This is a genomic window from Streptomyces sp. SD31 (genome assembly GCF_052068475.1).
Classification (GTDB): domain Bacteria; phylum Actinomycetota; class Actinomycetes; order Streptomycetales; family Streptomycetaceae; genus Streptomyces.
Genome location: NZ_JBQHCX010000015.1, coordinates 20,092 through 44,373, shown reverse-complemented (window position 1 = coordinate 44,373; position 24,282 = coordinate 20,092). Strand labels below are relative to the sequence as shown.

Sequence of the window (24,282 nt, the reverse complement as noted above, 5' to 3'; positions counted from 1 at the left end):
CGGCAGATCCCCCCCCCGGGGATCAGTAGACATCTCGGACGTACCGCTTCGCCGCCGCCAGCTGCTTCACGTACGCCGCTGCCTCGGCCTCCTCCAGCCCGCCGTGCGCGACCGCGATGTCCCGCAGCGCCCGGTCCACGTCCTTGGCCATGCGGGAGGCGTCGCCGCAGACGTAGAAGTGCGCGCCGTCCTGCAGCCAGCGCCACAGCTCCGGGCCGTGTTCGCGCATCCGGTCCTGGACGTACACCTTGTTGCGCTGGTCGCGGGAGAACGCGGTGTCCAGCCGGGCGAGGGTGCCCTCGTCGAGCAACGCGGTCAGCTCGTCCTCGTAGTAGAAGTCGCTGGCCCGGTGCTGCTCCCCGAAGAACAGCCAGTTCGGCGCCTTGTGCCCGAGCGCGTGCCGCTCCTGCAGGAACCCCACGAAGGGCGCCACACCCGTGCCCGGACCGACCATGACCATCGGCGTGGCGGCGTCCGCGGGCGGCCGGAAGTGCGGGGAACGCTGCACGAAGACCGGCACCTCGGTGCCCGCCTCGGCGTCGGCGAGGAAGGGCGAACAGACCCCGCCGCGCGGTCGGCCGTGCAGATTCTCGTACCGCACGACGGAGACCGTCAGCGAGACGCTGTGCGGGTCGACGAGCGGGCTGGACGATATGGAGTACAGGCGCGGCTGGAGCTTCTTGAGCACTCCGGCCCACTCCTCGGCGCCCGCCCGCACGGGGTGCTCGGCGATGACGTCCACCGCCTGCCGACCCCAACTCCACTGCGCCAGCCCGTCCTTGTTGTCGGGCCGCAGCAACCGACGCAACTCCCGGTCGTCACGGACGCGTTCGGCGACGAAGCGGAGCAGATCCGAGGTGATCTTCGTGATGTCGAGGTGCCGGTGCAGGGCCTCTGCGAAGGAGACCTCGCCAACGCCGTCCACCTGCACGGCGGTCGAGCCGTCGACGCCCGTCACCGCGAGCCACTCCTCCACCAGCGCGGGCGAGTTGACCGGACGGACGCCGAGCGCGTCCCCCGCCTCGTACGTCAGCGGGGTCCCGCTCGTGTCGAAGGTGAAGCGCCGCACCTCCTTGCCGGCGCCGGACCGGCTGAGCAGCCGGTTGCCGACGAGGCGGGCGGTGGCGGGGGCGGGCTTGGGACCGGCCTTCGGGGCCTTCGGCTTCTCGACCGCGGGCGCGTCCGTGGCGCCGCCCAGCGCCGTGATGACCTGGTCGAGCCACGCACCGGCGGACGGCTCGTAGTCCGGTTCGCAATCCGTACGGGGGGCCAGGCGCACCGCACCCAGCTCGTCAAGGCGGGCGTCGAGCCGCCGCCCGTGCCCGCAGAAGTCGTCGTACGACGAGTCGCCGAAGGCGAGTACGGCGTACCGCACTCCGTCCAGCCGTGGCGCCCCCTCGTCGGCCAGGGTGTCCCAGAAGCCCGACCCGTTGTCGGGCGCGTCACCGTCGCCGAAGGTGCTGGTGATGAAGAGCAGATCGGCGGTGCGGGCGAGGGCGCCGACGTCGGTCTCGTCCATGCCCACCAGGGTGGCGCGGTGTCCGGCGGCGCCCAGCCGCTCGGCGGTGGCGGTGGCGAACTCCTCGGCATTGCCCGTCTGCGAGGCCCACAGCACGACGACCTCACGGACCTCACGGCCGTCCTGCACCCGAGGCCGCGTCGACGTGCGCGAGTACATGCCGGCCAGGACACCGTTCACCCACAGCGCGTGCTCAGGGCTGAAGGGCGCGTCCGCGGGGAGCACGGGGACACCCGGCGCGCCGGAGTCGAGGCCGGCGAGGAACCCGGTGAGGTAGAGGCGTTCCTGGGCGGACAGGACGGGTGGCGGCGCGGGTTCGAGCCCGAAGGGATCGGCCGTGCCGGGAGTGACGGCCGTCGGCGTCAGTGCCTCGACCGGCCGCTCCGACACGGGAGTCGCCACCTTGGCCAGCGACACGGCGCACACCTTGAACTCGGGCTGGAAGGAGATCGGATCCACCGCGTCGCTCGTCACCGCGTTGACGCTCAGGTACTCCCCGAAAAGGTCGTTCCAGTGGAACGGGGCGAAACACCCCCCGGGCCGCACCCGATCCGTCACCACCGCCGGCAGCACCGCCCGCCCCCGCCGCGAGGCGACCTCCACCCGGTCCCCGTCGGCGATCCCCAGCTCACGCGCGTCCTGGGGATGCACCTCCACGAAAGGCCCGGGGTTGAGCTTGTTGAGCTTGGCGACCCGCCCCGTCTTCGTCAGCGTGTGCCACTGGTGCTGCACCCGCCCCGTGTTCAGTACGAAGGGGTAGTCGTCGTCCGGCATCTCGGCGGGCGGCATGTGCGGACGGGCGTGGAAGACACCCCGCCCGGTCGCGGTCGGGAACCGCAGCTCGCCGCGCGCGTCGACGTACCGGATCGGATTGCGCTCGGGCCCGTCCACCTCGGCGGCCGGCCACTGCACGGGCGTGGCCCGCAGCCGCTCGTACGTCACCCCGCGCAGATCCCAGCCGGTCACCGGGTTCCAGGCCCGCCGTATCTCCTCGAAGACGTCCTCGGCACTGTCGTACGAGAACCCCTTCTCGTACCCCATCGCACACGCGACGGCCGCGATGATCTGCCAGTCGGCCATCGCCTCCCCGGGCGGGTCGGCCACCGGCCGGGTCAGCGTGAGATTGCGCTCGCTGTTGACGAAGACGCCCTCGCCCTCGGTCCACATCGCGCCGGGCAGCACCACATCGGCGTACGCGTTGGTCTCGGTCTCGCCGAAGACGTCCTGCGTGACGACGAACTCGGCGGCCTCCAGCCCCTCGATGACGGTACGGCGATTGGCGACCGAGGCGACGGGATTGGTGCAGATGATCCAGCAGGCCTTGATCTCCCCGCCGGCCATCTTCTGGAACATCTCGACGGTGCCCTTGCCGACCCCGTCGGCGCGCAGGGTGCCCGGCGGCAGCTCCCACAGCTCCTCGACGAAGGCCCGCTCGGCGTCCACGGCGACGGACCGCTGCCCCGGCAGCCCCGGCCCCATGTACCCCATCTCACGTCCGCCCATGGCGTTCGGCTGCCCGGTGAGGGAGAACGGACCGGAGCCCGGGCGGCAGATGGCCCCGGTGGCCAGATGCAGGTTGACCAGGGCGTTCGTGTTCCAGGTGCCGTGCGTGGACTGGTTCAGCCCCATCGTCCAGCAGCTCATCCACTCGCCGGCCTCACCGATCAGCCGGGCGGCGGTGCGCAGGTCGTCCTCGGCGATTCCGGTGATCTCGGCGACGGCGGCCGACGCGTAGTCCGCGAGGAAGGCGGGCATCGCCTCCCAGCCCTCGGTGTGGGCGGCGATGAAGTCGGGGTCGGTGTGGCCGTTCTCGACGAGCAGGTGCAGGAGGCCGTTGAGCAGGGCGAGGTCCGTGCCCGGCCTGACCTGGAGGAACAGGTCGGCCTTGGCGGCGGTGGCGGTGCGTCGCGGGTCGACCACGATGAGTTTGGCGCCCGCCTTGACCCGCTCCATCATGCGCAGGAAGAGGATGGGGTGGCAGTCGGCCATGTTCGAGCCGATGACCAGGAAGACGTCCGCTTTCTCGAAGTCCTCGTACGACCCCGGCGGCCCGTCGGCGCCGAGGGACAGCTTGTAGCCCATGCCCGCGCTGGCCATGCACAGCCGCGAGTTCGACTCGATCTGATTGGTGCGGATGAACCCCTTGGCCAGCTTGTTCGACAGGTACTGGGCCTCCAGGCTCATCTGCCCGGAGACGTAGAAGGCGACCGCGTCCGGCCCGTGCTCGTCGATGATCGCGCGCAGCCGCCGGGCCGTCTCGGAGATCGCGTCGGCCATCGGGGAGGGTACCGGCTCCTCGCCCCGGTCGTCCCTGACCAGCGCGTTCGTGAGCCGCCCGGGCGCGGCGAGCATCTCGGCCGTGGTCGCGCCCTTGGTGCACAGCCGGCCCGCGTTCGCCGGGTGCGCCTTGTCGCCGGAGGCCTTCAGGACCGTACGCCGCCCGTCGGGCCCCATCCCGACGTCCAGCAGGATTCCGCAGCCGACTCCGCAGTATGTGCAGACCGTCCGGACCTGAGTCGTCGAGGTGGTCTCGGTCACACGCTGCCTTTCTCTGACGGTCGGGGTGGTGAGTGAAGCGTACGAATTGCCCGTTACGTCGATGTCACATCCCTTGATCATGAGGAGTTACGTCGGCCACACAGCCGCCGATGGCCTGATGTGAGGGCGATGTGAGGGGTGCGGGACCGGCGCGATGGGGTCGCGCATCGTGTCGCTGTTGGGCCGAACGGGTGACTTGGCGTAAGAATTGGCTGGTGCAGGCATTGAAGGCGAGTCAAGGCGGGGGGAGCCGGTGAACAGCCACGACGTCACCGATGAACAGTGGGAGGGGCTCGCCCAGGTCGTGCCGTTGCGCGGCCGTGACGCCTGGCCGTCCGCGGTGGACCACCGAGTGTCCCCGGAGGCGGTGACGGAGCCGCGTCGCCGGTTCGTCGTCCTACGGGTCAACGTGTTCGCGGACGCCCGCGACGTCGCCGAGACACTGATGGCGGGAATTCCGGTGCTGCTGGATCTGACGGGGGCGGAGACCGAGGTCGCCAAGCGGGTCCTCGACTTCAGTACGGGCGTGGTCTTCGGCCTGGCGAGCGGGATGCATCGGGTGGACCGGAATGTGTTCCTGCTGACGCCGCCGGGGACCGAGGTGAGTGGGTTGATGGAGGGGGCGGGGGTTCCGGGCGCATGAGGGGGCCTGCGGGGCCTGGGGCGTGCGGGGCCTGGGGCGTGCGGGGCCTGCAGGCCCTGGCGCGTGAGGGGGCTTGGCGGGCGCTCCCTCGATCGTAGGAAGGGTGTAGGGGTGGAACGGTTCGCCTGACGCCGGGGGTCCTACGGTCCGGACATGGCCGTGTCGTCCGTGTCTGGTGCCGCTTCCCCCGCCTCCGGTGTCGCTTCCCTCCCGTCCTCCGAGGAGTCCGTGGCCGAGGCACATACCGGCCGGCCTCGCGTCACCGAGCTGCGGCTGTCCGCGTTCGCCGGGCATCGGCGGGCCGCGCTCGCGCTCGGGGCGTTCACGCTCTTCGCCGGGCCGAGCGGGTCCGGGAAGACGACCGCGCTGCGGGCGTACGAGGCGCTGGCACGGCTCGGTGGTGGTGCCGGGGTCGGTGAGGTGTTCGCCGATCCCGTCGCCTGCGTGCCCGAGCGGGCCCGGCCCGATGCCCAGCGGCGGCGCGGTTTCCGTATCGGCTGCACGGCCGACGGTCCCGAGGGTCCGGTCCGGCTCGATGTCGCCGTGCAGGCCGAGCCCGGACTGCGCATCGTGGGGGAGCGGTTGAGCGCGGGGGGTCTCGTCCTGTTGGAGACGGCCCTGCGTGATCCGAGCCGGCCCTATGTGCAGGCCGCCTGGCATACCGCCGGTCAGTCGCCGGTGACCCGGGCGCCGTTGCCCGACGATCGGCTCGGTACCGCTCTGCTGCCGCTGCGGGTGGCCGGGAAGACGGACGGGCAGCGGCGGGTGCTCGCCGCCGCGGAACAGATGGTGGTGGCGTTGCGGTCGGTCTTCGCCTGCGATCCCCGGCCCGATCGGATGCGGGCTCCCGCGCCGATCGGTTCCGGGCGGCTGCTCGGGGGCTGCGACAACTTCGCCGATGTGCTGTGGCGGACCCGCGCCGAGTGCGGGCGGCGGCATGCGCAGTTCGTGTCCGCGGTGAGGGCGGGGTGTGCCGGGGCGGTGGCGGAGGTGCTCGCCGAGGTGCTGGGGGACGGGACGGTGCGGGGGGTGCTCGACCGGGGGGACGGGGTTCGTACGGAGCTCGGTCGGCTGGGCGATGGTGAGCTGCGGTATCTCGCGCTGTCGTTGGTGCTGTTGACCGGGCCCGGGGTGCTGGACGTCGACTCGGTCGGTGAGGTGCCCGCGGCCATGCAGACGCTGACCGTGCTGGCGGATGGGCTCGACCGGGGGCTGGACCCGGGACAGCGCGGGGAGTTGGTGCGGTTGGCGGCGCGGATGTGTGAGCGGGGGCATATTCGGGTGGTCGGGGCGGTGAGTGACGTGGCAGGGGTATTGGGGGCCGCGGGTGTGGCGGGGGCTGCGGGTGCCGCCGGGACTTTGGGTGCTGCCGGGTCTGCGGGGGCTGAGGGCGTGGCGGAGGTGGGTGGCGTCACGGTGGTACACCTGGTGCCGTGAACGAACCTCTTGATGTGGCCAAGCTGCAGCGCAGGCTGGCCGAGTTCGCCGCCGCGCGCAACTGGCAGCCGTATCACACGCCGAAGAACCTCGTTGCCGCGCTCAGCGTCGAGGCGTCCGAACTGGTGGAGATTTTCCAGTGGTTGACGCCGGAGGAGTCGGCGCGGGTCATGGACGACCCGGACAGCGCGGCGCGGGTGAGCGATGAGGTCGCGGATGTGCTGGCTTATCTGTTGCAGCTGTGCGAGGTGCTGGGGATCGATCCGTTGGCGGCGCTGGACGCGAAGATCGACCGGAACGAGCGGCGGTTTCCGGCGCCGTAGGGAGGGGCGGCGGCGCGAGGGAGGAGCGCAGTCCGTTTTCACTCTCTGTGTTCGTTTCGGGGGCTGTAGCTGAAAAGTTGTCCGCAGATTTCCGTCTTCCTCTGGCTTTTTGTCTCAAGGGCCTTCACTCTGGGTAGTGGACAAGGGAGTTCGGGTGGACGCGTGGGCAGCGCGTCGGGACAGACGGGGACTGCGGATGGACGCGGTGCGGCTGATCGTGACGAGCAGGCGGGCGTTGGCGGGGAGCAGGGGTGCGCCGGAGATCATGACCGAGGTGTGGCAGGCGCAGGCCCTGGCTCAGGCGATAGGGAGTCGGCTCGCGGTGTTCGGGCCACCTGAACTACGCGGCGAGGCACTGGGGTTGACGGAGCTGGCGGGGCGTGGCTGCGGGGTCCTGCAGGCGCCGGAACTCGCGGACGGGTCCTTACGCGCGGCCCAGCTCACGGAGTTGGGTGAGGCGCGGCAGGCGCTGATGCATCTGGGCAGCCTCTTGGGGGAGGTCGGGATCGCCCTCGTCGGGATGGCCAGCTCCGCGGACGACGAGGCGACGTACTGGCAGTGCATGGAGGCGATCGACGCGGCGGACGAGTCTCGGGACCGGGTGCTGGAGATGCTGCGAAGACTGGCGGATCGGGATCAGGTGTTGCCGGAGAGGGAGGCGGGGTAGCCTCCGGCGGTTGGGCGGGGTGCCTGCGGCGGCCTGTTGCTGTCCGGTGGGGGTGCGGGTAGCGCCTTGGGTTGCGTGGTGGGTCGGGGCCGTGCCGGGGGGTGTCCGTCCTCGGTCGGGCGGTTGGCGTGGGGCGGGAGGTGCCGTGTCTTGACGCCCGACTCTGCGGGCGGACACCCCCCGGCACGTCCCCTTGCCGCCGTACGCGGGTGCGGGCAGTCCCACGCCTGAGCCGGCGGGCCGGCCTCCGCTGCAGACCGTCCTGCCTCAGCTGTGGGCTGTTCCGCTTCGGCCCCGCCCAATCCGCGGGCAGTCGTGCCGCTGGGGCGGCGCGGGTGGGCGCGGGCGGCACCCCGTCAGCGCCGGGCTGTGCGACCCACCCCCGCCCCGACGCCGGGCGCCCCCGCAGGCGGGCAGTGCCTATGACTCGGTCCAGCCGACGCCGTCACCCCGCAGACGGCCCGTCAGCCCGTCTCCCCGTCCTGTAGGTGGCCGCGCCCGGACCCCCCGGTCGACTGCAGGTCCGCGTCGAGGGCCGACAGGTCCGCGTTCAGGGCCGCCATCAGCTCCTCCATCTGCTGTAGCAGTCCTTTCGGCTGGCCGGTGCCGCCGCCCTGTTGTGGCGGGATGTTCTCGGACATGACGGCCTCCTCGGCCTCCGGCCCGCGATGGAACTGGGCCGACACGGTGACGCGCCGGCGCTCGACGGCCGGTGCGGGGGCCGGGCGGTCCGGCTCCGACCGAGCCAACGATCACCGTCGGGGGCGGTCACTGGCCCGGGCGGGGGGCGGCAACGGGGTGGACGGAATTCACCCGACCGTGGACGCGGAGGGCCGGGGGACCGGTTCGGTCCACGGGTGGCGCGGCGTGCAGGATGGACGTATGGATCTTCGCATCTTCACCGAGCCCCAGCAGGGCGCCACCTACGACACTCTCCTCAGCGTGGCGAAGGCCACCGAGGACCTTGGGTTCGATGCCTTCTTCCGGTCGGACCATTATCTGAAGATGGGTTCCGTGGACGGTCTTCCCGGCCCCACCGACGCCTGGATCACGCTCGCCGGCCTCGCGCGGGAGACCAAGCGGATCCGCCTCGGGACCCTGATGACCGCCGGCACCTTCCGGCTGCCCGGCGTGCTCGCCATCCAGGTCGCCCAGGTCGACCAGATGTCCGGCGGCCGTGTCGAGCTCGGCCTGGGGACGGGGTGGTTCGAGGAGGAGCACCAGGCGTACGGCATCCCGTTCCCGAAGGAGAAGTTCGGGCGGCTGGAGGAGCAGCTCGCGATCGTCACCGGGCTGTGGGCGACCGAGGTCGGTGAGACCTTCGACTTCCACGGGAAGTACTACGACCTCAGCGACTCGCCCGCCCTGCCCAAGCCCGCTCAGGACCGGATTCCGGTTCTGATCGGCGGACACGGCGCCACCCGTACTCCTCGGCTGGCCGCCAAGTACGCCGACGAGTTCAACATGCCGTTCGCCTCGGTCGAGGACAGCGAGCGGCAGTTCGGGCGCGTGCGCGCCGCCGCCGAGGAGGCCGGCCGTAAGGGGGACGAGCTCGTCTACTCCAACGCTCTCGTCGTGTGCGTCGGCAAGGACGACCAGGAGGTCGCCCGTCGTGCCGCCGCGATCGGACGCGAGGTGGACGAGCTGAAGCTCAACGGGCTCGCCGGCTCCCCGGACGAGGTCGTCGAGAAGCTCGGCCGGTACCAGGAGATCGGGTCCCGGCGGATCTACCTCCAGGTCCTCGACCTGGCCGACCTGGACCACCTCGAGCTCATCTCCTCCCAGGTCCAGTCGCAGCTGTCCTAGGCCACGCCACGCCTCGGGCAGCGATGGCATGGACGCGCTGCCCGAGGCGCCGTCCGGGCCCTGCGGAGATCCGTCATGGACGACTCCTGTTCGCGGGTGCGGTGGTGTGCCGTGGAATTGTCGAGGACTTACCGGGAGGACTTAGGGGACTTACCGGTTCGTCTTCGCCTTGGTCGAACGGACTCGGTCTCGGCGGTCATGTTCCCGGACATCTGTCTCTCCGATCTCCGGACTCCGGCGACCGTGATTCCTTTCCGGTTCTCAACAGCCGTTTATTTCCGACCGCCTTCAGGCTCACCGAGACGCCGTTCCACCAGGGCGCGGGCGTCGCAGTTGGTGGAATTCTCCATTCCCTCCGGGATTCCCGGTCCACCGCCCGCAGTGGCGGTGGCCAGCAAAAATGCCTGCGTACGGCCGGGCGGCGGGCTGTACGTTGTGGTGTCCGCAGTTCAGACCACATTCGAGGCAACCACCGTGTTCCTGACGATCAGTACCACCGGCACGCCGGAACGCCCCGCCACCGATCTCGGCTACCTGCTGCACAAGCACCCCGAGAAATCGCAGGCGTTCTCCACCTCCTACGGCAAGGCGCACGTCCTCTACCCGGAGGCGGACGCCGAGCGCTGCACGGCGGCGTTGCTGCTGGAGGTCGATGCCGTGGCACTGGTCCGGCGCGGCAAGGGCAAGGGCCGGGGCGGCGCGCCCGACGCGGCGCTCGCGCAGTACGTCAACGACCGTCCGTACGCGGCCTCCTCGCTGCTGGCCGTGGCGCTGAGCGCCGTCTTCTCCAGCGCGATGCGGGGCGTGTGCAACGCCCGGCCCGAGCGCGCCGCGCAGCCACTGCCCCTGCGTATCGAGGTGCCCGCGCTGCCGGCCCGAGGCGGCCCGGAGCTCGTGCGGCGGCTGTTCGAGCCGCTCGGCTGGGCGGTGACCGCCGAGCCCGTGCCGCTGGACACCGAGTTCCCTCAGTGGGGCGACTCGCGGTACGTCCGTCTCGTCCTGGAGTCGGACGCGCTGACCCTCGCCGAGGCTCTGCGTCATCTGTATGTCCTGCTGCCGGTCCTCGATGACGCCAAGCACTACTGGGTCTCCTCCGACGAGGTCGACAAGCTGCTGCGGGCCGGTGAGGGCTGGCTGCCGGACCACCCGGAGCAGAAGGTGATCACCAGCCGGTATCTGTCGCGCCGCTGGTCGCTGACCCGGGAGGCGATGGAGCGGCTGGAGCTCGTGCGGCTCGCGGAGGCCGATGACAGCGAGGTCGAGGACATCGACAACGCCGTCGAGGAGGAGAGCGAGGGGGAGGAGAAGCCGACGCCGCTCGCCGTGCAGCGGCGGGACGCGATCATGGCCGCGCTCAAGGCGTCCGGTGCCGCCCGGGTGCTCGATCTCGGATGCGGGCAGGGGCAGTTGGTGCAGGCACTGCTCAAGGACCCGGCGTACACCGAGATCGTGGGCGTGGACGTGTCGATGCGGGCGCTGACCATCGCCGGGCGGCGGCTGAAGCTGGACCGGATGGGGGAGCGGCAGGCCTCGCGTGTGAAGCTCTTCCAGAGCTCCCTCGCCTACACCGACAGCCGGCTCAAGGGCTACGACGCCGCCGTGCTCAGCGAGGTCATCGAGCACCTCGACCTGCCGCGGCTGCCCGCCCTGGAGTACGCGGTCTTCGGCTCCGCACGCCCGCGGACGGTTCTGGTGACGACCCCGAACGTCGAGTACAACGTCCGCTGGGAGTCCCTCCCGGCCGGGCACGTCCGGCACGGCGACCACCGCTTCGAGTGGACCCGCGAGGAGTTCCGCACGTGGGCGCAAGCGGTGGCCGAACGGCATGGGTACGGCGTGGAGTTCGTGCCCGTGGGGCCCGACGACCCGGAGGTGGGGCCGCCCACCCAGATGGCCGTGTTTGAGATGAGCACAGCAGAGATGAGCCGAGCCGAGATGAGCACAGCCGCCACGAAGAACGACGTGAACGAGAAGGAGGCGAAGGTCGCATGAGCGAGACCACCCGGACATCTGAGGGGCGGGTCCTGCCCGTCACCGACCTCTCCCTCGTCGTGCTCGTCGGCGCCTCCGGCTCCGGCAAGTCCACCTTCGCCCGCCGGAACTTCAAGCCCACCGAGGTCATCTCCTCCGACTTCTGCCGCGGCCTGGTCTCCGACGACGAGAACGACCAGAGCGCGACCCGGGACGCCTTCGACGTCCTGCACTACATCGCGGGCAAGCGCCTGGCCGCCGGCCGTCGTACCGTCGTCGACGCCACCAGCGTGCAGCAGGACGCCCGACGGCAGCTGATCGACCTGGCCAAGCAGTACGACGTGCTGCCGATAGCCATCGTGCTCGACGTGCCGGAGGAGGTGTGCGCCGAGCGCAACGCGAACCGCACCGACCGGGCCGACATGCCGCGCCGGGTCATCCAGCGGCACACCCGTGAACTGCGCCGGTCGCTCCGGCACCTGGAGCGCGAGGGCTTCCGCAAGGTGCACGTCCTGCGGGGCGTCGAGGACGTCGAGAACGCCACCGTCGTCACCGAGAAGCGCTTCAACGACCTGACCCACCTCACCGGCCCCTTCGACATCATCGGCGACATCCACGGCTGTGCCTCCGAACTGGAGGTCCTGCTCGGCAAGTTGGGCTATGTCGACGGCGTGCACCCGGACGGCCGTACCGCCGTCTTCGTCGGCGACCTCGTCGACCGCGGCCCGGACAGCCCGGGCGTGCTGCGCCGCGTGATGTCGATGGTGAAGTCCGGCAACGCGCTGTGCGTGCCGGGCAACCACGAGAACAAGTACGGGCGCTACCTCAAGGGCCGCAAGGTCCAGCACACGCACGGACTGGCCGAGACCATCGAGCAGATGGAGGGCGAGAGCGAGGAGTTCCGGGCCGAGGTACGGCAGTTCATCGACGGGCTGGTCAGTCACTACGTCCTCGACGGCGGCCGGCTGGTGGTCTGCCACGCCGGACTGCCGGAGAAGTACCACGGGCGTACGTCCGGCCGGGTGCGCTCGCACGCGCTGTACGGCGACACCACCGGGGAGACCGACGAGTTCGGACTGCCGGTGCGCTACCCGTGGGCGGAGGACTACCGGGGCCGGGCGGCTGTGGTGTACGGCCACACTCCGGTGCCGGAGGCCACATGGCTGAACAACACCATCTGCCTGGACACCGGTGCCGTCTTCGGCGGCAAGCTGACCGCGCTGCGCTGGCCGGAGCGGGAACTGGTCGACGTACCGGCCGAGCAGGTCTGGTACGAGCCGACGAAGCCGCTGCGGACGGAGGCACCCGGCGGACACGACGGGCGGCCGCTGGACCTGGCGGACGTGCACGGGCGCAGGGTCGTGGAGACGCGGCACGCCGGCCGGGTGTCAGTCCGTGAGGAGAACGCGGCGGCGGCCCTGGAGGTCATGAGCCGCTTCGCCGTCGACCCGCGCCTGCTGCCGTACCTGCCGCCGACCATGGCTCCGACGGCGACCAGCCGCGTCGAGGGCTACCTCGAGCACCCCGCGGAGGCCTTCGCGCAGTACAAGGAGGACGGGGTCGAGCGGGTGGTGTGCGAGGAGAAGCACATGGGTTCGCGGGCGGTCGCCCTGGTGTGCCGGGACGCGGAGGCGGCGCGCAAGCGCTTCGGTGTCGACGGCCCGACCGGCTCCCTCTACACCCGCACCGGGCGCCCGTTCTTCGACGACGAGTCGGTGACGGAGACGATCCTGGACCGGGTACGGACGGCGATCGGCGAGGCCGGTCTCTGGGACGAGCTCGAGACGGACTGGGTGCTGCTCGACGCCGAGCTGCTGCCGTGGTCGCTCAAGGCCTCCGGCCTGCTGCGCTCGCAGTATGCGGCGGTCGGCGCCGCCTCCGGGGCCGTGTTCCCCGGTGCGCTGGCCGCCTTGGAGGGCGCAGCGGCGCGCGGAGTCGACGTGTCCGGGCTGCTGGCACGCCAGCGCGAACGTGCCTCGGACGCCGCCGCGTTCACGGAGGCGTACCGCCGCTACTGCTGGACGACGGAGGGCCTGGACGGCGTACGCCTGGCCCCCTTCCAGATCCTGGCCGTCCAGGGACGCAGCCTCGCCGCGCTCCCGCACGACGAGCAGCTCGCGCTCCTCGACCGGTTGGTGGAGCACGACAGCACGGGGCTGCTCCAGACGACCCGACGCCTGTACGTCGACACCGGCGACCCGGAGTCGGTCCAGGCCGGCGTCGACTGGTGGCTGGAGATGACGGGCCGCGGCGGCGAGGGCATGGTCGTCAAGCCGCTCGGTGCCGTGGTGCGACGGGGGTCCCTCCGCTCGAGCGAAGCCGAGAGTGGGGGAGGGGCGGGCCGCCTGGTGCAGCCGGGCATCAAGTGCCGGGGCCGCGAGTACCTGCGGATCATCTACGGTCCCGAGTACACGCGCCCGGACAACCTGGCTCGGCTGCGGCAGCGGTTCCTCAACCACAAGCGGTCACTGGCGATCCGCGAGTACGCGCTGGGGCTGGAGGCCCTGGACCGGCTGGCGGAGGGCGAGCCGCTGTGGCGGGTGCACGAGGCGGTGTTCGGGGTGCTGGCACTGGAGTCGGAGCCGGTGGACCCGCGGCTGTGACGGTAATGGGCGGCCCGAGGCGGGGCGGGGCAGCGTAAGGGTGCTGCCCCGCTCCCGCCGTACCGATCGGATGCAACCGGTCGCTCCCATCCCGCTTATCGTCACAAAGATGAAAACGGAAACGGTCGAGCAGGGGGTGAACTCGGTCGTCGATGGTCAGGATGGAGGCATGGGATTCCATGTCGACTCCGAGGCCGGGCGGCTGCGCCGCGTCATCCTGCACCGGCCGGATCTCGAGCTCAAAAGGCTCACCCCCAGCAACAAGGACGCGCTGCTCTTCGACGATGTGCTGTGGGTGCGCCGGGCGCGCGCCGAGCACGACGGGTTCGCCGACGTCCTGCGTGACCGCGGGGTCACCGTCCACCTCTTCGGCGACCTGCTCACCGAGGCCCTGGAGATCCCGGCGGCCCGGGGGCTCGTCCTGGACCGGGTCTTCGACGAGAAGGAGTACGGGGTCCTGGCCACGGACCACCTCCGCGCGGCCTTCGAGGGCCTGCCGTCGGCCGAGCTCGCCGAGGCCCTCGTCGGCGGCATGACCAAGCGCGAGTTCCTGGAGGCGCACCCCGAGCCGACCTCCGTGCGCTTCCATGTCATGGAACTCGACGACTTCCTTCTCGCGCCCCTGCCCAATCACCTCTTCACCCGCGACACCTCCGCCTGGATCTACGACGGCGTCTCCGTCAACGCCATGCGCTGGCCCGCCCGCCAGCGCGAGACCGTGCACTTCGAGGCGATCTACCGGCACCACCCACTGTTCCTTGAGGAAACGTTCCATGTCTGGTCCGAGGGGCAGGCCGACTACCCCTCCACCATCGAGGGCGGGGACGTCCTGGTGATCGGCAGCGGTGCCGTCCTCATCGGGATGAGCGAGCGGACCACGCCCCAGGCCGTCGAGATGCTCGCCCACAAGCTGTTCGCCGCCGGGTCGGCCCAGACGATCGTGGCCCTCGACATGCCCAAGCGGCGCGCCCTCATGCACCTCGACACCGTGATGACGATGGTCGACGGCGATGTCTTCACCCAGTACGCCGGCCTCGGCATGCTCCGCTCGTACACCATCGAACCGGGCGCCGGCGACAAGGAGTTGAAGGTCACCGACCATCCGCCGGAGCACATGCACCGCGCGATCGCCGCCGCTCTGGGCCTCAGCGAGATCCGTGTCCTGACCGCGACCCAGGACGTCCACGCGGCCGAGCGCGAGCAGTGGGACGACGGCTGCAATGTGCTGGCCGTCGAGCCGGGTGTCGTCGTCGCCTACGAGCGGAACTCCACCACCAACACGCATCTGCGCAAGCAGGGCATCGAGGTGATCGAGATCCCGGGCAGCGAGCTGGGGCGGGGGAGGGGCGGGCCGCGCTGTATGAGCTGTCCGGTCGAACGTGAGGCCGTATAGAGGCGAAGGTGCGGCCGTATAGAAATGCTGATGGTCGTATAGACTTCCAGGGAACCTGTTCTCGTACCTCTGGAGCGCCCCCATGGCGACTGTCCCGACCGCCCTCGCCGGCCGCCACTTCCTCAAGGAGCTCGACTTCACCGCGCAGGAGTTCCGCGGGCTGGTCGAGCTGGCCGCGGAGCTGAAGGCCGCCAAGAAGGCCGGGGTCGAGACGCGGTACCTGCAGGGCAGGAACATCGTGCTGATCTTCGCCAAGACCTCGACGCGCACGCGCTGCGCGTTCGAGGTCGCGGCCGCCGACCAGGGCGCCTCGACGACGTACCTCGACCCGTCCGGCTCGCAGATGGGCCACAAGGAGTCCGTGAAGGACACCGCGCGCGTGCTGGGGCGGATGTACGACGGGATCGAGTACCGCGGGGACAGCCAGGCGAAGGTGGAGGAGCTGGCCGCGTACGCCGGCGTGCCCGTCTACAACGGCCTGACCGACGACTGGCACCCCACCCAGATGCTCGCCGACGTGCTGACGATGACGGAGCACAGCAGCAAGCCGCTCGAGGAGATCGCCTTCGCCTACCTGGGCGACGCCCGCTTCAACATGGGCAACTCCTACCTGATCACCGGCGCCCTGCTCGGCATGGACGTACGGATCGTCGCGCCGAAGACCTACTGGCCCGCCCAGGAGATCGTCGACCGTGCCCGGGAGCTCGCCGAGACCAGCGGGGCGCGCATCACCCTCACCGAGGCGGTGGGGGAGGGCGTGGCGGGCGCCGACTTCGTCGCCACCGACGTCTGGGTCTCCATGGGTGAGCCCAAGGAGGTCTGGGACGAGCGGATCGCCGCGCTCGCTCCGTATGCCGTGACCATGGACGTCCTGCGCGCCACCGGGAACCCGGACGTCAAGTTCCTGCACTGCCTGCCGGCCTTCCATGACCTCGGCACGAAGGTGGGTCAGGAGATCTTCGAGAGCCACGGGCTGGAGTCGCTGGAGGTGACCGACGAGGTGTTCGAGTCGGCGCACTCGGTGGTCTTCGACGAGGCGGAGAATCGGATGCACACGATCAAGGCGGTGCTGGTGGCGACGCTGGGTTGAGTGGCGGTAGCCGCACATTCAACACGGCCCGTCCCTCGGGGGCGCGTCACATCGGGCGGCGTTGAGCCGGGATGACCGGTAGTCGGAACCACACCGCCTTGCCGGAGTCGGTGGGGCGGTGGCCGCAGGACGAGCTCAGGGCGCGGATCAGGAGCAGGCCCCGTCCGTGCTCCTGCCATGGGTCGGGATCCGCACCGCTCGGCTTGGTCAGATCGCCCGGCGGTGCCGGGTCCGGGTCGTGCACCTCGACCTGGCAGCCGGACGGCAGCAGCTCCACCACCAGCTCTATCGGGCCGTTCCCGGCGGTGTGCTCCACGGCGTTCGCGACCAGCTCCGCGGTGAGCAGTTCCGCGGTGTCACTGTCGGCGGAGTGCTCCAGCTCGGCCAGCGCCGTACGGACCAGTGCGCGGGCGACAGGCACGGCCGCGACGGTGTGCGGCAGTGCGATGCGCCAGGAGGCGGAGGCGGCTGGGCGATCTTGCAAGGCGGGTCCGTTCATGAGCAGGCTGTCCTGCTTTCAACCTTATGAATGGTACGGCGCCATCCGGCAGAGGCATCCGAAGGGCACCGTTCGGGACCTTCGGCCCCGACTGCTGGGCGGCTTACCCGGGTGAACGGCCGGCCTCCCGCGGCTGATCCCGCCGTTACGGCGGTGTCGCGGAGTCGTGACGGATGTGACGGGACCAGGTCACACCCGAACGGTCTATCGCGCACTCGTGACGACAGTCAAAGTTGGGTGATAACTTCGAGGGATAGAGCTCCGTGAGGCAGTGCCCGCCGTCCGCCCGAGGAGGCCGCACGTCATGAGTCCCTTCACCGGCTCCGCCGCCCGCACCTCCGACTGGAAACATCTGCGGGTCGAGCACGCCGACGGGGTCGCCACCGTCACCCTCGCCCGCCCCGAGAAACTCAACGCGCTCACCTTCGGCGCCTACGCAGACCTGCGCGATCTGCTCGCGGAGCTGTCCCGGGAGCGGGCAGTACGGGCCCTGGTGCTGGCCGGGGAGGGCCGCGGTTTCTGCTCCGGCGGCGACGTCGACGAGATCATCGGCGCGACCCTGTCGATGGACACCGCCCAGCTTCTCGACTTCAACCGGATGACCGGGCAGGTCGTGCGGGCCGTACGGGAGTGCCCGTTCCCGGTGATCGCGGCGGTGCACGGGGTGGCGGCCGGGGCCGGAGCGGTCCTGGCACTCGCGGCCGACTTCCGGATCGCCGACCCCACCGCCCGCTTCGCCTTCCTCTTCACCCGGGTGGGCCTGTCGGGCGGAGACATGGGCGCGGCGTATCTGCTGCCCCGCGTCGTCGGCCTCGGTCACGCGACCCGTCTGCTCATGTTGGGCGAACCGGTCCGGGCCCCGGAGGCCGAGCGCATCGGCCTGATCAGCGAGCTGACGGAGGAGGGGAAGGCGGACGAGGTCGCGGGGACGCTCGCCCGCCGCCTGGCCGAGGGCCCGGCGCTGGCGTACGCCCAGACGAAGGCGCTGCTGACTGCCGAGCTGGACATGCCGCTTGCGGCGGCGGTGGAAATGGACGCCTCGACTCAGGCCCTCCTGATGAACGGCGAGGACTACGCGGAGTTCCACGCGGCCTTCACGGAGAAGCGCCCGCCGAAGTGGCGGGGGAGGTAGGGGATGTGCTCGGCCAAGGGGACTGTCCCACCCGAAGGGGCGCGGGGCCGTATTGAATTTGCGGCTACCGCCGCGCGGGCGCGCCCAGCCACGGACAACCCGCAGTCGCCCGTGATGAACAGCCACCCCCTACGAGTCGCGATCATCGGCGGCGGCCCCGGCGGCCTCTACGCCGCCGCCCTCCTCAAACGCCTCGCCCCCGACCGCGAGGTCACCGTCTGGGAACGCAACGCCCCCGACGACACCTTCGGCTTCGGAGTAGTCCTCTCCGACGAAACCCTCGGCGGCATCGAACACGCCGACCCAGTCGTCTACGACGCCCTGCAACAGCACTTCACCCGCTGGGACGACATCGACATCGTCCACCGAAACACCCGCCAAACCTCCGGAGGACACGGCTTCGCGGCCCTCGGCAGAAAGCGGCTCCTGAACATCCTGCACGCCCGCTGCCGCGACCTCGGCGTAGAGCTCCGCTTCCGCTCCGAGGCGCCACCCCCGGACCGCCTCGCGGAGACATACGACCTGGTCATCGCCGCAGACGGTGTGCACAGCACCACCCGCGAGGCCTACACCCATGTGTTCCGCCCCCATGTGGCCGAACACCACTGCCGCTACATCTGGCTGGCCGCAGACTTCGCCTTCGAATCCTTTCGCTTCGAGATCGCCGAGACCGAGCACGGCGTGATGCAACTGCACGGCTACCCCTACGCGCCAGACGCCTCCACCGTCATCATCGAGATGCGCGAGGAGGTGTGGACCGCGGCCGGGTTCGACGAAGTCACCCCTCAGGAGTCCGTCGAGCGCTGCGCCAAGGTCTTCGCGGAAGCGCTCCGCGGCCGGCCCCTGAAGTCCAACAAGCCGGCCTGGACCACCTTCCGCACCGTCGTCAACGAGCGCTGGTCGCACGAGAACATCGTCCTGCTCGGCGACGCCGCCCACACCGCCCACTTCTCCATCGGCTCCGGCACCAAGCTCGCCGTCGAGGACGCCCTCGCGCTCGCCGCCTCCCTGGAGGAACAGCCGGACATCGCCGCCGCGTTGAGCGCGTACGAGGCCGAGCGCAAGCCCGTCGTCGCCTCCACCCAGCGCGCCGCCCGCGCCAGCCTGGAGTGGTTCGAGAACCTCGGCCTCTACCTCGACCAGCGGCCCCGCCAGTTCGCCTTCAACCTCCTCACCCGCAGCCGCCGCGTCACCCACGACAACCTGCGTCTGCGTGACGCCCACTTCACCGAGGCCGTGGAGCGCGACTTCGGCTGCCCGCCCGGCACGCCCCCGATGTTCACGCCGTTCCGGCTGCGCGGCCTGACCCTGCGCAACCGGGTCGTCGTGTCCCCGATGGACATGTACTCCGCCACGGACGGCGTCCCCGGCGACTTCCACCTGGTCCACCTCGGCGCCCGCGCCCTCGGCGGAGCCGGACTGGTGATGACCGAGATGGTGTGCGTCAGCCCCGAGGGGCGGATCACCCCCGGCTGCGCCGGCCTCTACAACGGCAAACAGGGCGAGGCCTGGCGGCGGATCGTCGGGTTCGTGCACACCCAGGCACCCGGCACCGCGATCGGCGTGCAGCTCGGCCACAGCGGCCGCAAGGGCTCTACCAAGCTGATGTGGGAGGGGATCGACGAGCCCCTGGACGACGGCAACTGGCCCCTCGTGGCCCCGTCCCCGATCCCCTACAAGCCGTCCAGCCAGACTCCGCGCGAGCTGACCCGTGCCCAACTCACCGACATCCGCGAGCAGTTCACGGCCGCCGCCTGGCGCGCCGCCCGGGCCGGTTTCGACCTCCTCGAACTGCACTGCGCGCACGGCTATCTGCTCTCCGCCTTCCTCTCCCCGCTGACCAACCGCCGCACCGACGCCTACGGCGGCTCCCTCGACAAACGGCTCCGCTTCCCGCTGGAAGTCTTCGACGCCGTACGGGGCGTATGGCCCGAGGAACGGCCCATGACCGTCCGCATCTCCGCCACCGACTGGGCCGACGGCGGCACGACGACCGAGGACGCCGTCGAGATCGCCCGCGCCTTCGCCGCGCACGGCGCCGACGCGATCGACGTGTCGACCGGGCAGGTCGTGGCCGACGAACAGCCGGAGTTCGGGCGGTCGTACCAGACGCCGTACGCGGACCGGATCCGGCACGCAGCCGGCCTCCCGGTGATCGCCGTCGGCGCCATCTCCTCCTGGGACGACGTCAACTCCCTGATCCTGGCGGGCCGTACGGACCTGTGCGCCCTCGCCCGCCCCCACCTCTACGACCCGCACTGGACGCTGCACGCCGCGGCCGAGCAGGGCTACGACGGGCCGGGCGTCGTCTGGCCGGCTCCGTACCGGGCGGGCAGCCGCCGTCCGCAGACGGGACGCACGGACGCCCCCAAGCCCCGCCTGACGCTCGGGACTTGAGGGCGTACGTCCTGTCCGTGAGGGGAGCTCTTCTGCCCGAGGTCACAGGCCGGCGTATGCGGCCCCCGCGTCCCGCAGCCGCTCGTGCAGTCCCCGGAAGACGGCCGCCGAGCGGGCGCCCGGCCAGTCCTCGGGCAGCAGCCGGGCGGGCAGGCCGGGGTCGGTGTAGGGGAGGTGGCGCCAGGAGTCGAGGGCGAGGAGGTAGTCGCGGTAGGCCTCCTCGGGCGGGGTGTCCTGCCGGCGCTCCCAGTCGTGCAGCACGCGCGCGTGGCGGTCGAGGAACGCCTCGTGCTCCTTGGCGATCGCGGCCAGGTCCCACCAGCGGGCGACCGCCTCGGCGGTCGGTGCGAAGCCGAGGTGCTCGCCCCGGAAGAAGTCGACGTACTCCTCCAGGCGCAGCCGCTGCAGGGTGTGCCGGGCCTCCTCGTACAGCCGTGCCGGAGCGATCCACACGCCCGGCGCCGCCGTCCCGAAGCCCAGGCCGGCCAGCCGGGAGCGCAGTACGTGCCGCCTCTGCCGCTCGGACTCCGGCACCGAGAACACCGCCAGCACCCAGCCCTCGTCCTCGGGCGGCGCGGTGGTGTAGATGCGCCGGTCGCCGTCGTCCAGCAACTGGCGGGCGTCCGGCGACAGTTCGTACCCGGCCGCGCCCTGAGCCGTACGGGCCGGCCGCAGCAGCCCGCGTCGCTTCAGCCGCGACACCGAGGAACGTACGGAAGGGGCGTCCACGCCGACCGCGGCCAGCAGTCTGATCAGCTCGGCGACCGGCACCGGGCCGGGCATATGGCGGCCGTAGGCGCCGTAGAGCGTGACGATGAGAGACCGTGGTGCATGCTGGTCGGACACGTTGATCATCTTAGGTCGTACGGATCACTGCTGGTCACCCTGCGGGTCACCACCCGCGCGCAGCCGGAAACGCTGGAGCTTGCCGGTCGCGGTGCGCGGCAGCGCGTCCAGGAAGACGATCTCGCGCGGACACTTGTACGGCGCCAGCTCGCCCTTGACGAACGTACGCAGCGCCTCCGCGTCCCGGCGCGCGCCCTCCCTGAGCACCGCGTATGCCACCACGACCTGTCCGCGCGCCTCGTCGGGCCGCCCCACCACCGCCGTCTCCAGCACGTCCGGGTGGCGCAGCAGGGCCTCCTCGACCTCCGGGCCCGCGATGTTGTAACCGGCCGAGATGATCATGTCGTCCGCGCGGGCGACATAGCGGAAGTAGCCGTCACTCTCCCGGACGTAGGTGTCGCCCGTGATGTTCCAGCCGTCGCGCACGTACTCGCGCTGCCGGGGATCGGCGAGATAGCGGCAGCCGACCGGCCCGCGCACGGCGAGCAGGCCCGGTTCCCCGTCGGGCTGCTCCCGGCCCTCGTGGTCGACCACGCGCGCGTGCCACCCCGGCACCGGTACCCCGGTCGTGCCGGGCCTGATGTGCTCGTCGGCCGCCGAGATGAAGATGTGCAGCAGCTCGGTGGCGCCGATGCCGTTGATGATGCGCAGGCCGGTCCGCTCGTGCCAGGCCTGCCAGGTGGCGGCGGGCAGGTTCTCGCCGGCCGAGACACAGCGGCGCAGGGAGGAGATGTCGTGCGAGTCGAGCGCGTCGAGCATCGCGCGGTAGGCCGTCGGCGCGGTGAACAACACGGACACCCGGTGCTCGGCGATCGCGGGCAACAGCTGCTTGGGACCGGCCTGTTCGAGGAGCAGGGCACTGGCGCCGGCCCGCATCGGGAAGATGACGAGCCCGCCGAGGCCGAAGGTGAAGCCGAGCGGGGGACTGCCGGCGAAGACATCGCCCACATGTGGTCGCAACACATGTTCCGAGAAGGTGTCCGCTATCGCGAGCACATCCCGGTGGAAGTGCATGCAGCCCTTGGGCCGTCCGGTGGTCCCGGAGGTGAAGGCGATGAGCGCGACGTCGTCGGCCGCGGTGTCGGCGGCGGGGTACGGCGTGTCGGGCGCCGGGCGGCGCAGCAGGTCATCGGGGGCGTCACCGCCGTACGTCGCGATCCGCAGCCCCGCTATCTCGGCCTTGGCGAGGTCGTCGACGGCCCGGACGTCGCACAGCGCGTGCCCTACCTGGGCGATCTCGCACATGGTCCGCAGCTCGTGCGGCCGCTGCTGGGCCAGCACGGTGACGGCGACCGCGCCGGCCTTCAGCACCGCCAGCCAGCAGGCCGCCAGCCACGGAGTGGTCGGGCCGCGCAGCAGCACCCGATTGCCCGGGACAACGCCGAGGTGGTCGGTGAGCACATGTGCGAGCCGGTCGACGCGGGCGCGCAGTGTGCCGTACGTCCATGTGTCGCCGGACGGGGTGTGGAACACGGGCCGCTCGTCGCCAGGGCCGTCGAGCAGCTCGGCGGCGGCGTTGAGCCGATCGGCGTAGCCCAGCCCCGGAAGGTCGAAGCGGAGCTCGGGCCATTGGTCGGGCGGTGGCAGATGCTCGCGGGCGAAGGTGTCGACGTGGGCGGAGCGGTGCAGACCGGCCATGGCGGTTCGCCCCCTTGCCTTGTGGGTGCCTTGTGGGCTGCCTCGTGGGCGTCGTGGTGGGCTCGCAGAGGGAGCGTATCGTGTTGGTGACGACAGTCAATGGTGCGCGATACCGTCGGAGAGGGCTCATTCAAGGGGCCCGTCGAGGGGGCCGTCGCGGACGGCTCCGCAGGGAGGTCGGCAATGCCCGCATTCTCACTCGATCCGCCGCAAACCGCATGGTGTGCCGAACTGCGCACGCTGGCCGCCGAACGGCTGCGCCCGCTCGCCGAGAAGAGTGAACCCGGGCACGTCAACCGCCCGCTGGTCGCCGAACTCGGTCAACTGGGCCTGCTGGGGCGGCTGTTCACCTCCGGAGCGGTCGACCTGTGCCTGATGCGGGAGTCCCTGGCCTACGCCTGCACAGAGGCGGAGACCGCGCTCGCCCTGCAGGGCCTGGGCGCGCATCCGGTCCACGCGTACGGCACGCCGGCCCAACGGGAGCGCTGGCTGCCCCGGGTGGCCGAGGGAACCGCGGTGGCGGCCTTCGCGCTGAGCGAGCCGGGGGCCGGGTCGGATGCGGCGGCACTGGAACTGCGGGCGGACCGGGACACCTCCGGCCCGGGAAGGGCGCCGGTCACCTCACCGGCCGCCGAACCCGACGGCCCCGCCCGCTGGCGGCTCACCGGCGAGAAGTGCTGGATCTCCAACGCCCCCGAGGCCGACTTCTACACCGTCTTCGCCCGCACCACTCCCGGCGCCGGCGCCCGTGGCGTCACCGCCTTCCTGGTCCCCGCCGATCGCCCCGGCCTCACCGGAGCGAGCCTCGACATGTTGTCCCCGCACCCCATCGGCGCCCTCAGCTTCGACGCCGTCCCCGTCACCGCCGAGGACATGCTCGGCGAGCCCGACCGCGGCTTCCGCGTCGCGATGGGCACCCTCAACCTCTTCCGGCCCAGCGTCGGCGCCTTCGCGGTCGGCATGGCCCAGGCGGCCCTGGACGCGACACTCGCCCACACCGCCCAACGGGACGCGTTCGGCGGGAAGTTGAGGGAGCTCCAGACGGTCGCCCACCAGGTCGCCGAGATGGCCCTGCGCACGGAGGCCGCCCGTCTCATGGTGTACGCGGCGGCGACGGCGTACGACGAAGGCGCCCCGGACCTCCCGAAGCGCGCCGCGATGGCGAAGCTGCTCGCCACCGAGAGCGCGCAGTATGTCGTCGACAAGGCCGTCCAGTTGCACGGCGCCCGCGCCCTGCGCCGCGGCCACCTCCTGGAACACCTCTACCGCGAGGTGCGGGCGCCGCGCGTCTACGAGGGCGCCAGCGAGGTCCAACGGGGCATCATCGCCAAGGAGTTGTACGCGAACATGGAGGCCGGTCAGTGAGCACCGAGCGCGTCAACCCGCCCGGCCTCTCCCCGGCCACCGGCTTCTCCCACGCGGTCGTCGCCACCGGCTCACGGGTCGTCTTCCTGGCCGGCCAGACCGCCCTCGACGCGGACGGCAAGGTGACCGGCGCCACCCTGCCCGAGCAGTTCGAGCGGGCCCTGGCCAATCTGCTGGCCGCGCTCGACGCCGCCGGCGGCACCGCTGCCGACCTCGCCCGGGTCACGGTCTACGCCACGGACGTCGCCGCGTACCGCGCCCAGGCCGCCGAACTCGGCAGTATCTGGCGGCAGTTGGCGGGCCGGGACTATCCGGCGATGGCGGTCGTCGAGGTCGTACGCCTGTGGGACGAGGAGGCGATGGTGGAGCTCGATGGGTTCGCGGTACTGCCGTAGGGCCTCGACGGGTTCGCCGT

At 71.2% G+C, this 24,282-nt stretch carries 18 protein-coding genes; 13 read left to right on the top strand and 5 right to left on the bottom strand.

All coding sequences use genetic code 11. The annotated features are described in order from the left end of the window. Positions 1 to 22 precede the first annotated feature (22 nt). Positions 23 to 4,057: a molybdopterin-dependent oxidoreductase gene (locus ACTMVF_RS29265; protein ID WP_441274099.1), complete on the bottom strand. Its 4,035-nt coding sequence runs from the start codon at positions 4,055 to 4,057 to the stop codon at positions 23 to 25. 253 nt (positions 4,058 to 4,310) lie between these two features. On the opposite strand from ACTMVF_RS29265, the gene ACTMVF_RS29260 reads away from it, so the two are divergent. From ACTMVF_RS29260 to ACTMVF_RS29245, 4 genes are all read left to right on the top strand, one after another. Next, positions 4,311 to 4,700: a cell division protein SepF gene (locus ACTMVF_RS29260; RefSeq protein ID WP_441274098.1), complete on the top strand. Its 390-nt coding sequence runs from the start codon at positions 4,311 to 4,313 to the stop codon at positions 4,698 to 4,700. Between the two features lie 153 nt (positions 4,701 to 4,853). Then, positions 4,854 to 6,137: an AAA family ATPase gene (locus tag ACTMVF_RS29255; RefSeq protein ID WP_441274097.1), complete on the top strand. Its 1,284-nt coding sequence runs from the start codon at positions 4,854 to 4,856 to the stop codon at positions 6,135 to 6,137. Then, a complete protein-coding gene (locus ACTMVF_RS29250; protein ID WP_441274096.1) occupies positions 6,134 to 6,460 on the top strand; it encodes a nucleotide pyrophosphohydrolase in 327 nt (108 codons plus the stop codon). The genes ACTMVF_RS29255 and ACTMVF_RS29250 overlap by 4 nt, the downstream gene beginning before the upstream one ends. 196 nt (positions 6,461 to 6,656) lie before the next feature. Further along, on the top strand, positions 6,657 to 7,127 hold the full coding sequence (locus ACTMVF_RS29245; RefSeq protein ID WP_441274261.1) for a DUF6099 family protein: 471 nt from the start codon (positions 6,657 to 6,659) through the stop codon (positions 7,125 to 7,127). Between the two features lie 464 nt (positions 7,128 to 7,591). Here ACTMVF_RS29245 and ACTMVF_RS29240 read toward each other — a convergent pair whose 3' ends face one another. After that, positions 7,592 to 7,768 (bottom strand): hypothetical protein, encoded by a 177-nt coding sequence (locus tag ACTMVF_RS29240; RefSeq protein WP_441274095.1) that lies wholly within the window; start codon positions 7,766 to 7,768, stop codon positions 7,592 to 7,594. Between the two features lie 241 nt (positions 7,769 to 8,009). On the opposite strand from ACTMVF_RS29240, the gene ACTMVF_RS29235 reads away from it, so the two are divergent. From ACTMVF_RS29235 to argF, 5 genes are all read left to right on the top strand, one after another. Next, on the top strand, positions 8,010 to 8,933 hold the full coding sequence (locus tag ACTMVF_RS29235) for an LLM class F420-dependent oxidoreductase (RefSeq protein ID WP_441274094.1): 924 nt from the start codon (positions 8,010 to 8,012) through the stop codon (positions 8,931 to 8,933). 474 nt (positions 8,934 to 9,407) lie between these two features. Next, positions 9,408 to 10,925, top strand: a complete 1,518-nt coding sequence (locus ACTMVF_RS29230; RefSeq protein ID WP_441274093.1) for a 3' terminal RNA ribose 2'-O-methyltransferase Hen1 — start codon at positions 9,408 to 9,410, stop codon at positions 10,923 to 10,925. Next, positions 10,922 to 13,507 carry a polynucleotide kinase-phosphatase gene (locus tag ACTMVF_RS29225; protein ID WP_441274092.1) on the top strand — a complete coding sequence of 862 codons (2,586 nt, stop codon included), beginning with the start codon at positions 10,922 to 10,924 and terminating at the stop codon, positions 13,505 to 13,507. The genes ACTMVF_RS29230 and ACTMVF_RS29225 overlap by 4 nt, the downstream gene beginning before the upstream one ends. A gap of 169 nt (positions 13,508 to 13,676) precedes the next feature. Further along, positions 13,677 to 14,900 (top strand): arginine deiminase, encoded by a 1,224-nt coding sequence (locus ACTMVF_RS29220; RefSeq protein ID WP_441274260.1) that lies wholly within the window; start codon positions 13,677 to 13,679, stop codon positions 14,898 to 14,900. 82 nt (positions 14,901 to 14,982) lie between these two features. Then, positions 14,983 to 15,990: an ornithine carbamoyltransferase gene (gene argF, locus ACTMVF_RS29215; protein ID WP_441274091.1), complete on the top strand. Its 1,008-nt coding sequence runs from the start codon at positions 14,983 to 14,985 to the stop codon at positions 15,988 to 15,990. 46 nt (positions 15,991 to 16,036) lie between these two features. Here argF and ACTMVF_RS29210 read toward each other — a convergent pair whose 3' ends face one another. Further along, complete coding sequence (locus ACTMVF_RS29210; protein WP_441274090.1) at positions 16,037 to 16,489, bottom strand: ATP-binding protein; 453 nt, start codon at positions 16,487 to 16,489, stop codon at positions 16,037 to 16,039. A gap of 304 nt (positions 16,490 to 16,793) precedes the next feature. Here ACTMVF_RS29210 and ACTMVF_RS29205 point away from each other — a divergent pair, with 304 nt between their 5' ends. Together ACTMVF_RS29205 and ACTMVF_RS29200 are read left to right on the top strand one after the other, a co-directional pair. Then, positions 16,794 to 17,621, top strand: coding sequence for an enoyl-CoA hydratase family protein (locus tag ACTMVF_RS29205; protein ID WP_441274089.1), 828 nt, complete (start codon positions 16,794 to 16,796; stop codon positions 17,619 to 17,621). A 3-nt stretch (positions 17,622 to 17,624) separates the two neighbouring features. Further along, complete coding sequence (locus ACTMVF_RS29200) at positions 17,625 to 20,018, top strand: bifunctional salicylyl-CoA 5-hydroxylase/oxidoreductase (protein ID WP_441274088.1); 2,394 nt, start codon at positions 17,625 to 17,627, stop codon at positions 20,016 to 20,018. 42 nt (positions 20,019 to 20,060) lie between these two features. On the opposite strand, the gene ACTMVF_RS29195 is transcribed toward ACTMVF_RS29200, so the two are convergent. Both ACTMVF_RS29195 and ACTMVF_RS29190 read right to left on the bottom strand, forming a co-directional pair. After that, positions 20,061 to 20,873: a PaaX family transcriptional regulator gene (locus ACTMVF_RS29195; RefSeq protein ID WP_441274087.1), complete on the bottom strand. Its 813-nt coding sequence runs from the start codon at positions 20,871 to 20,873 to the stop codon at positions 20,061 to 20,063. 15 nt (positions 20,874 to 20,888) lie between these two features. Next, positions 20,889 to 22,598, bottom strand: a complete 1,710-nt coding sequence (locus ACTMVF_RS29190; RefSeq protein WP_441274259.1) for an AMP-binding protein — start codon at positions 22,596 to 22,598, stop codon at positions 20,889 to 20,891. 87 nt (positions 22,599 to 22,685) lie between these two features. On the opposite strand from ACTMVF_RS29190, the gene ACTMVF_RS29185 reads away from it, so the two are divergent. Together ACTMVF_RS29185 and ACTMVF_RS29180 are read left to right on the top strand one after the other, a co-directional pair. Beyond that, on the top strand, positions 22,686 to 23,867 hold the full coding sequence (locus ACTMVF_RS29185) for an acyl-CoA dehydrogenase family protein (RefSeq protein ID WP_441274086.1): 1,182 nt from the start codon (positions 22,686 to 22,688) through the stop codon (positions 23,865 to 23,867). After that, positions 23,864 to 24,262, top strand: coding sequence for a RidA family protein (locus tag ACTMVF_RS29180; protein WP_441274085.1), 399 nt, complete (start codon positions 23,864 to 23,866; stop codon positions 24,260 to 24,262). Before ACTMVF_RS29185 ends, ACTMVF_RS29180 begins: the two co-directional genes overlap by 4 nt. Positions 24,263 to 24,282: the final 20 nt, after the last annotated feature.

Excerpts from the sequence above, each read along its gene's own strand:
- ACTMVF_RS29210 (WP_441274090.1), bottom strand. The coding sequence starts at position 16,489 with ATGAACGGACCCGCCTTGCAAGATCGCCCAGCCGCCTCCGCCTCCTGG.
- ACTMVF_RS29240 (WP_441274095.1), bottom strand. The coding sequence starts at position 7,768 with ATGTCCGAGAACATCCCGCCACAACAGGGCGGCGGCACCGGCCAGCCG.
- ACTMVF_RS29205 (WP_441274089.1), top strand. The coding sequence starts at position 16,794 with ATGAGTCCCTTCACCGGCTCCGCCGCCCGCACCTCCGACTGGAAACAT.
- ACTMVF_RS29245 (WP_441274261.1), top strand. The coding sequence starts at position 6,657 with ATGGACGCGGTGCGGCTGATCGTGACGAGCAGGCGGGCGTTGGCGGGG.
- ACTMVF_RS29255 (WP_441274097.1), top strand. The coding sequence starts at position 4,854 with ATGGCCGTGTCGTCCGTGTCTGGTGCCGCTTCCCCCGCCTCCGGTGTC.
- ACTMVF_RS29195 (WP_441274087.1), bottom strand. The coding sequence starts at position 20,873 with ATGATCAACGTGTCCGACCAGCATGCACCACGGTCTCTCATCGTCACG.
- ACTMVF_RS29220 (WP_441274260.1), top strand. The coding sequence starts at position 13,677 with ATGGGATTCCATGTCGACTCCGAGGCCGGGCGGCTGCGCCGCGTCATC.
- ACTMVF_RS29225 (WP_441274092.1), top strand. The coding sequence starts at position 10,922 with ATGAGCGAGACCACCCGGACATCTGAGGGGCGGGTCCTGCCCGTCACC.
- ACTMVF_RS29185 (WP_441274086.1), top strand. The coding sequence starts at position 22,686 with ATGCCCGCATTCTCACTCGATCCGCCGCAAACCGCATGGTGTGCCGAA.
- argF (WP_441274091.1), top strand. The coding sequence starts at position 14,983 with ATGGCGACTGTCCCGACCGCCCTCGCCGGCCGCCACTTCCTCAAGGAG.
- ACTMVF_RS29235 (WP_441274094.1), top strand. The coding sequence starts at position 8,010 with ATGGATCTTCGCATCTTCACCGAGCCCCAGCAGGGCGCCACCTACGAC.
- ACTMVF_RS29200 (WP_441274088.1), top strand. The coding sequence starts at position 17,625 with ATGTGCTCGGCCAAGGGGACTGTCCCACCCGAAGGGGCGCGGGGCCGT.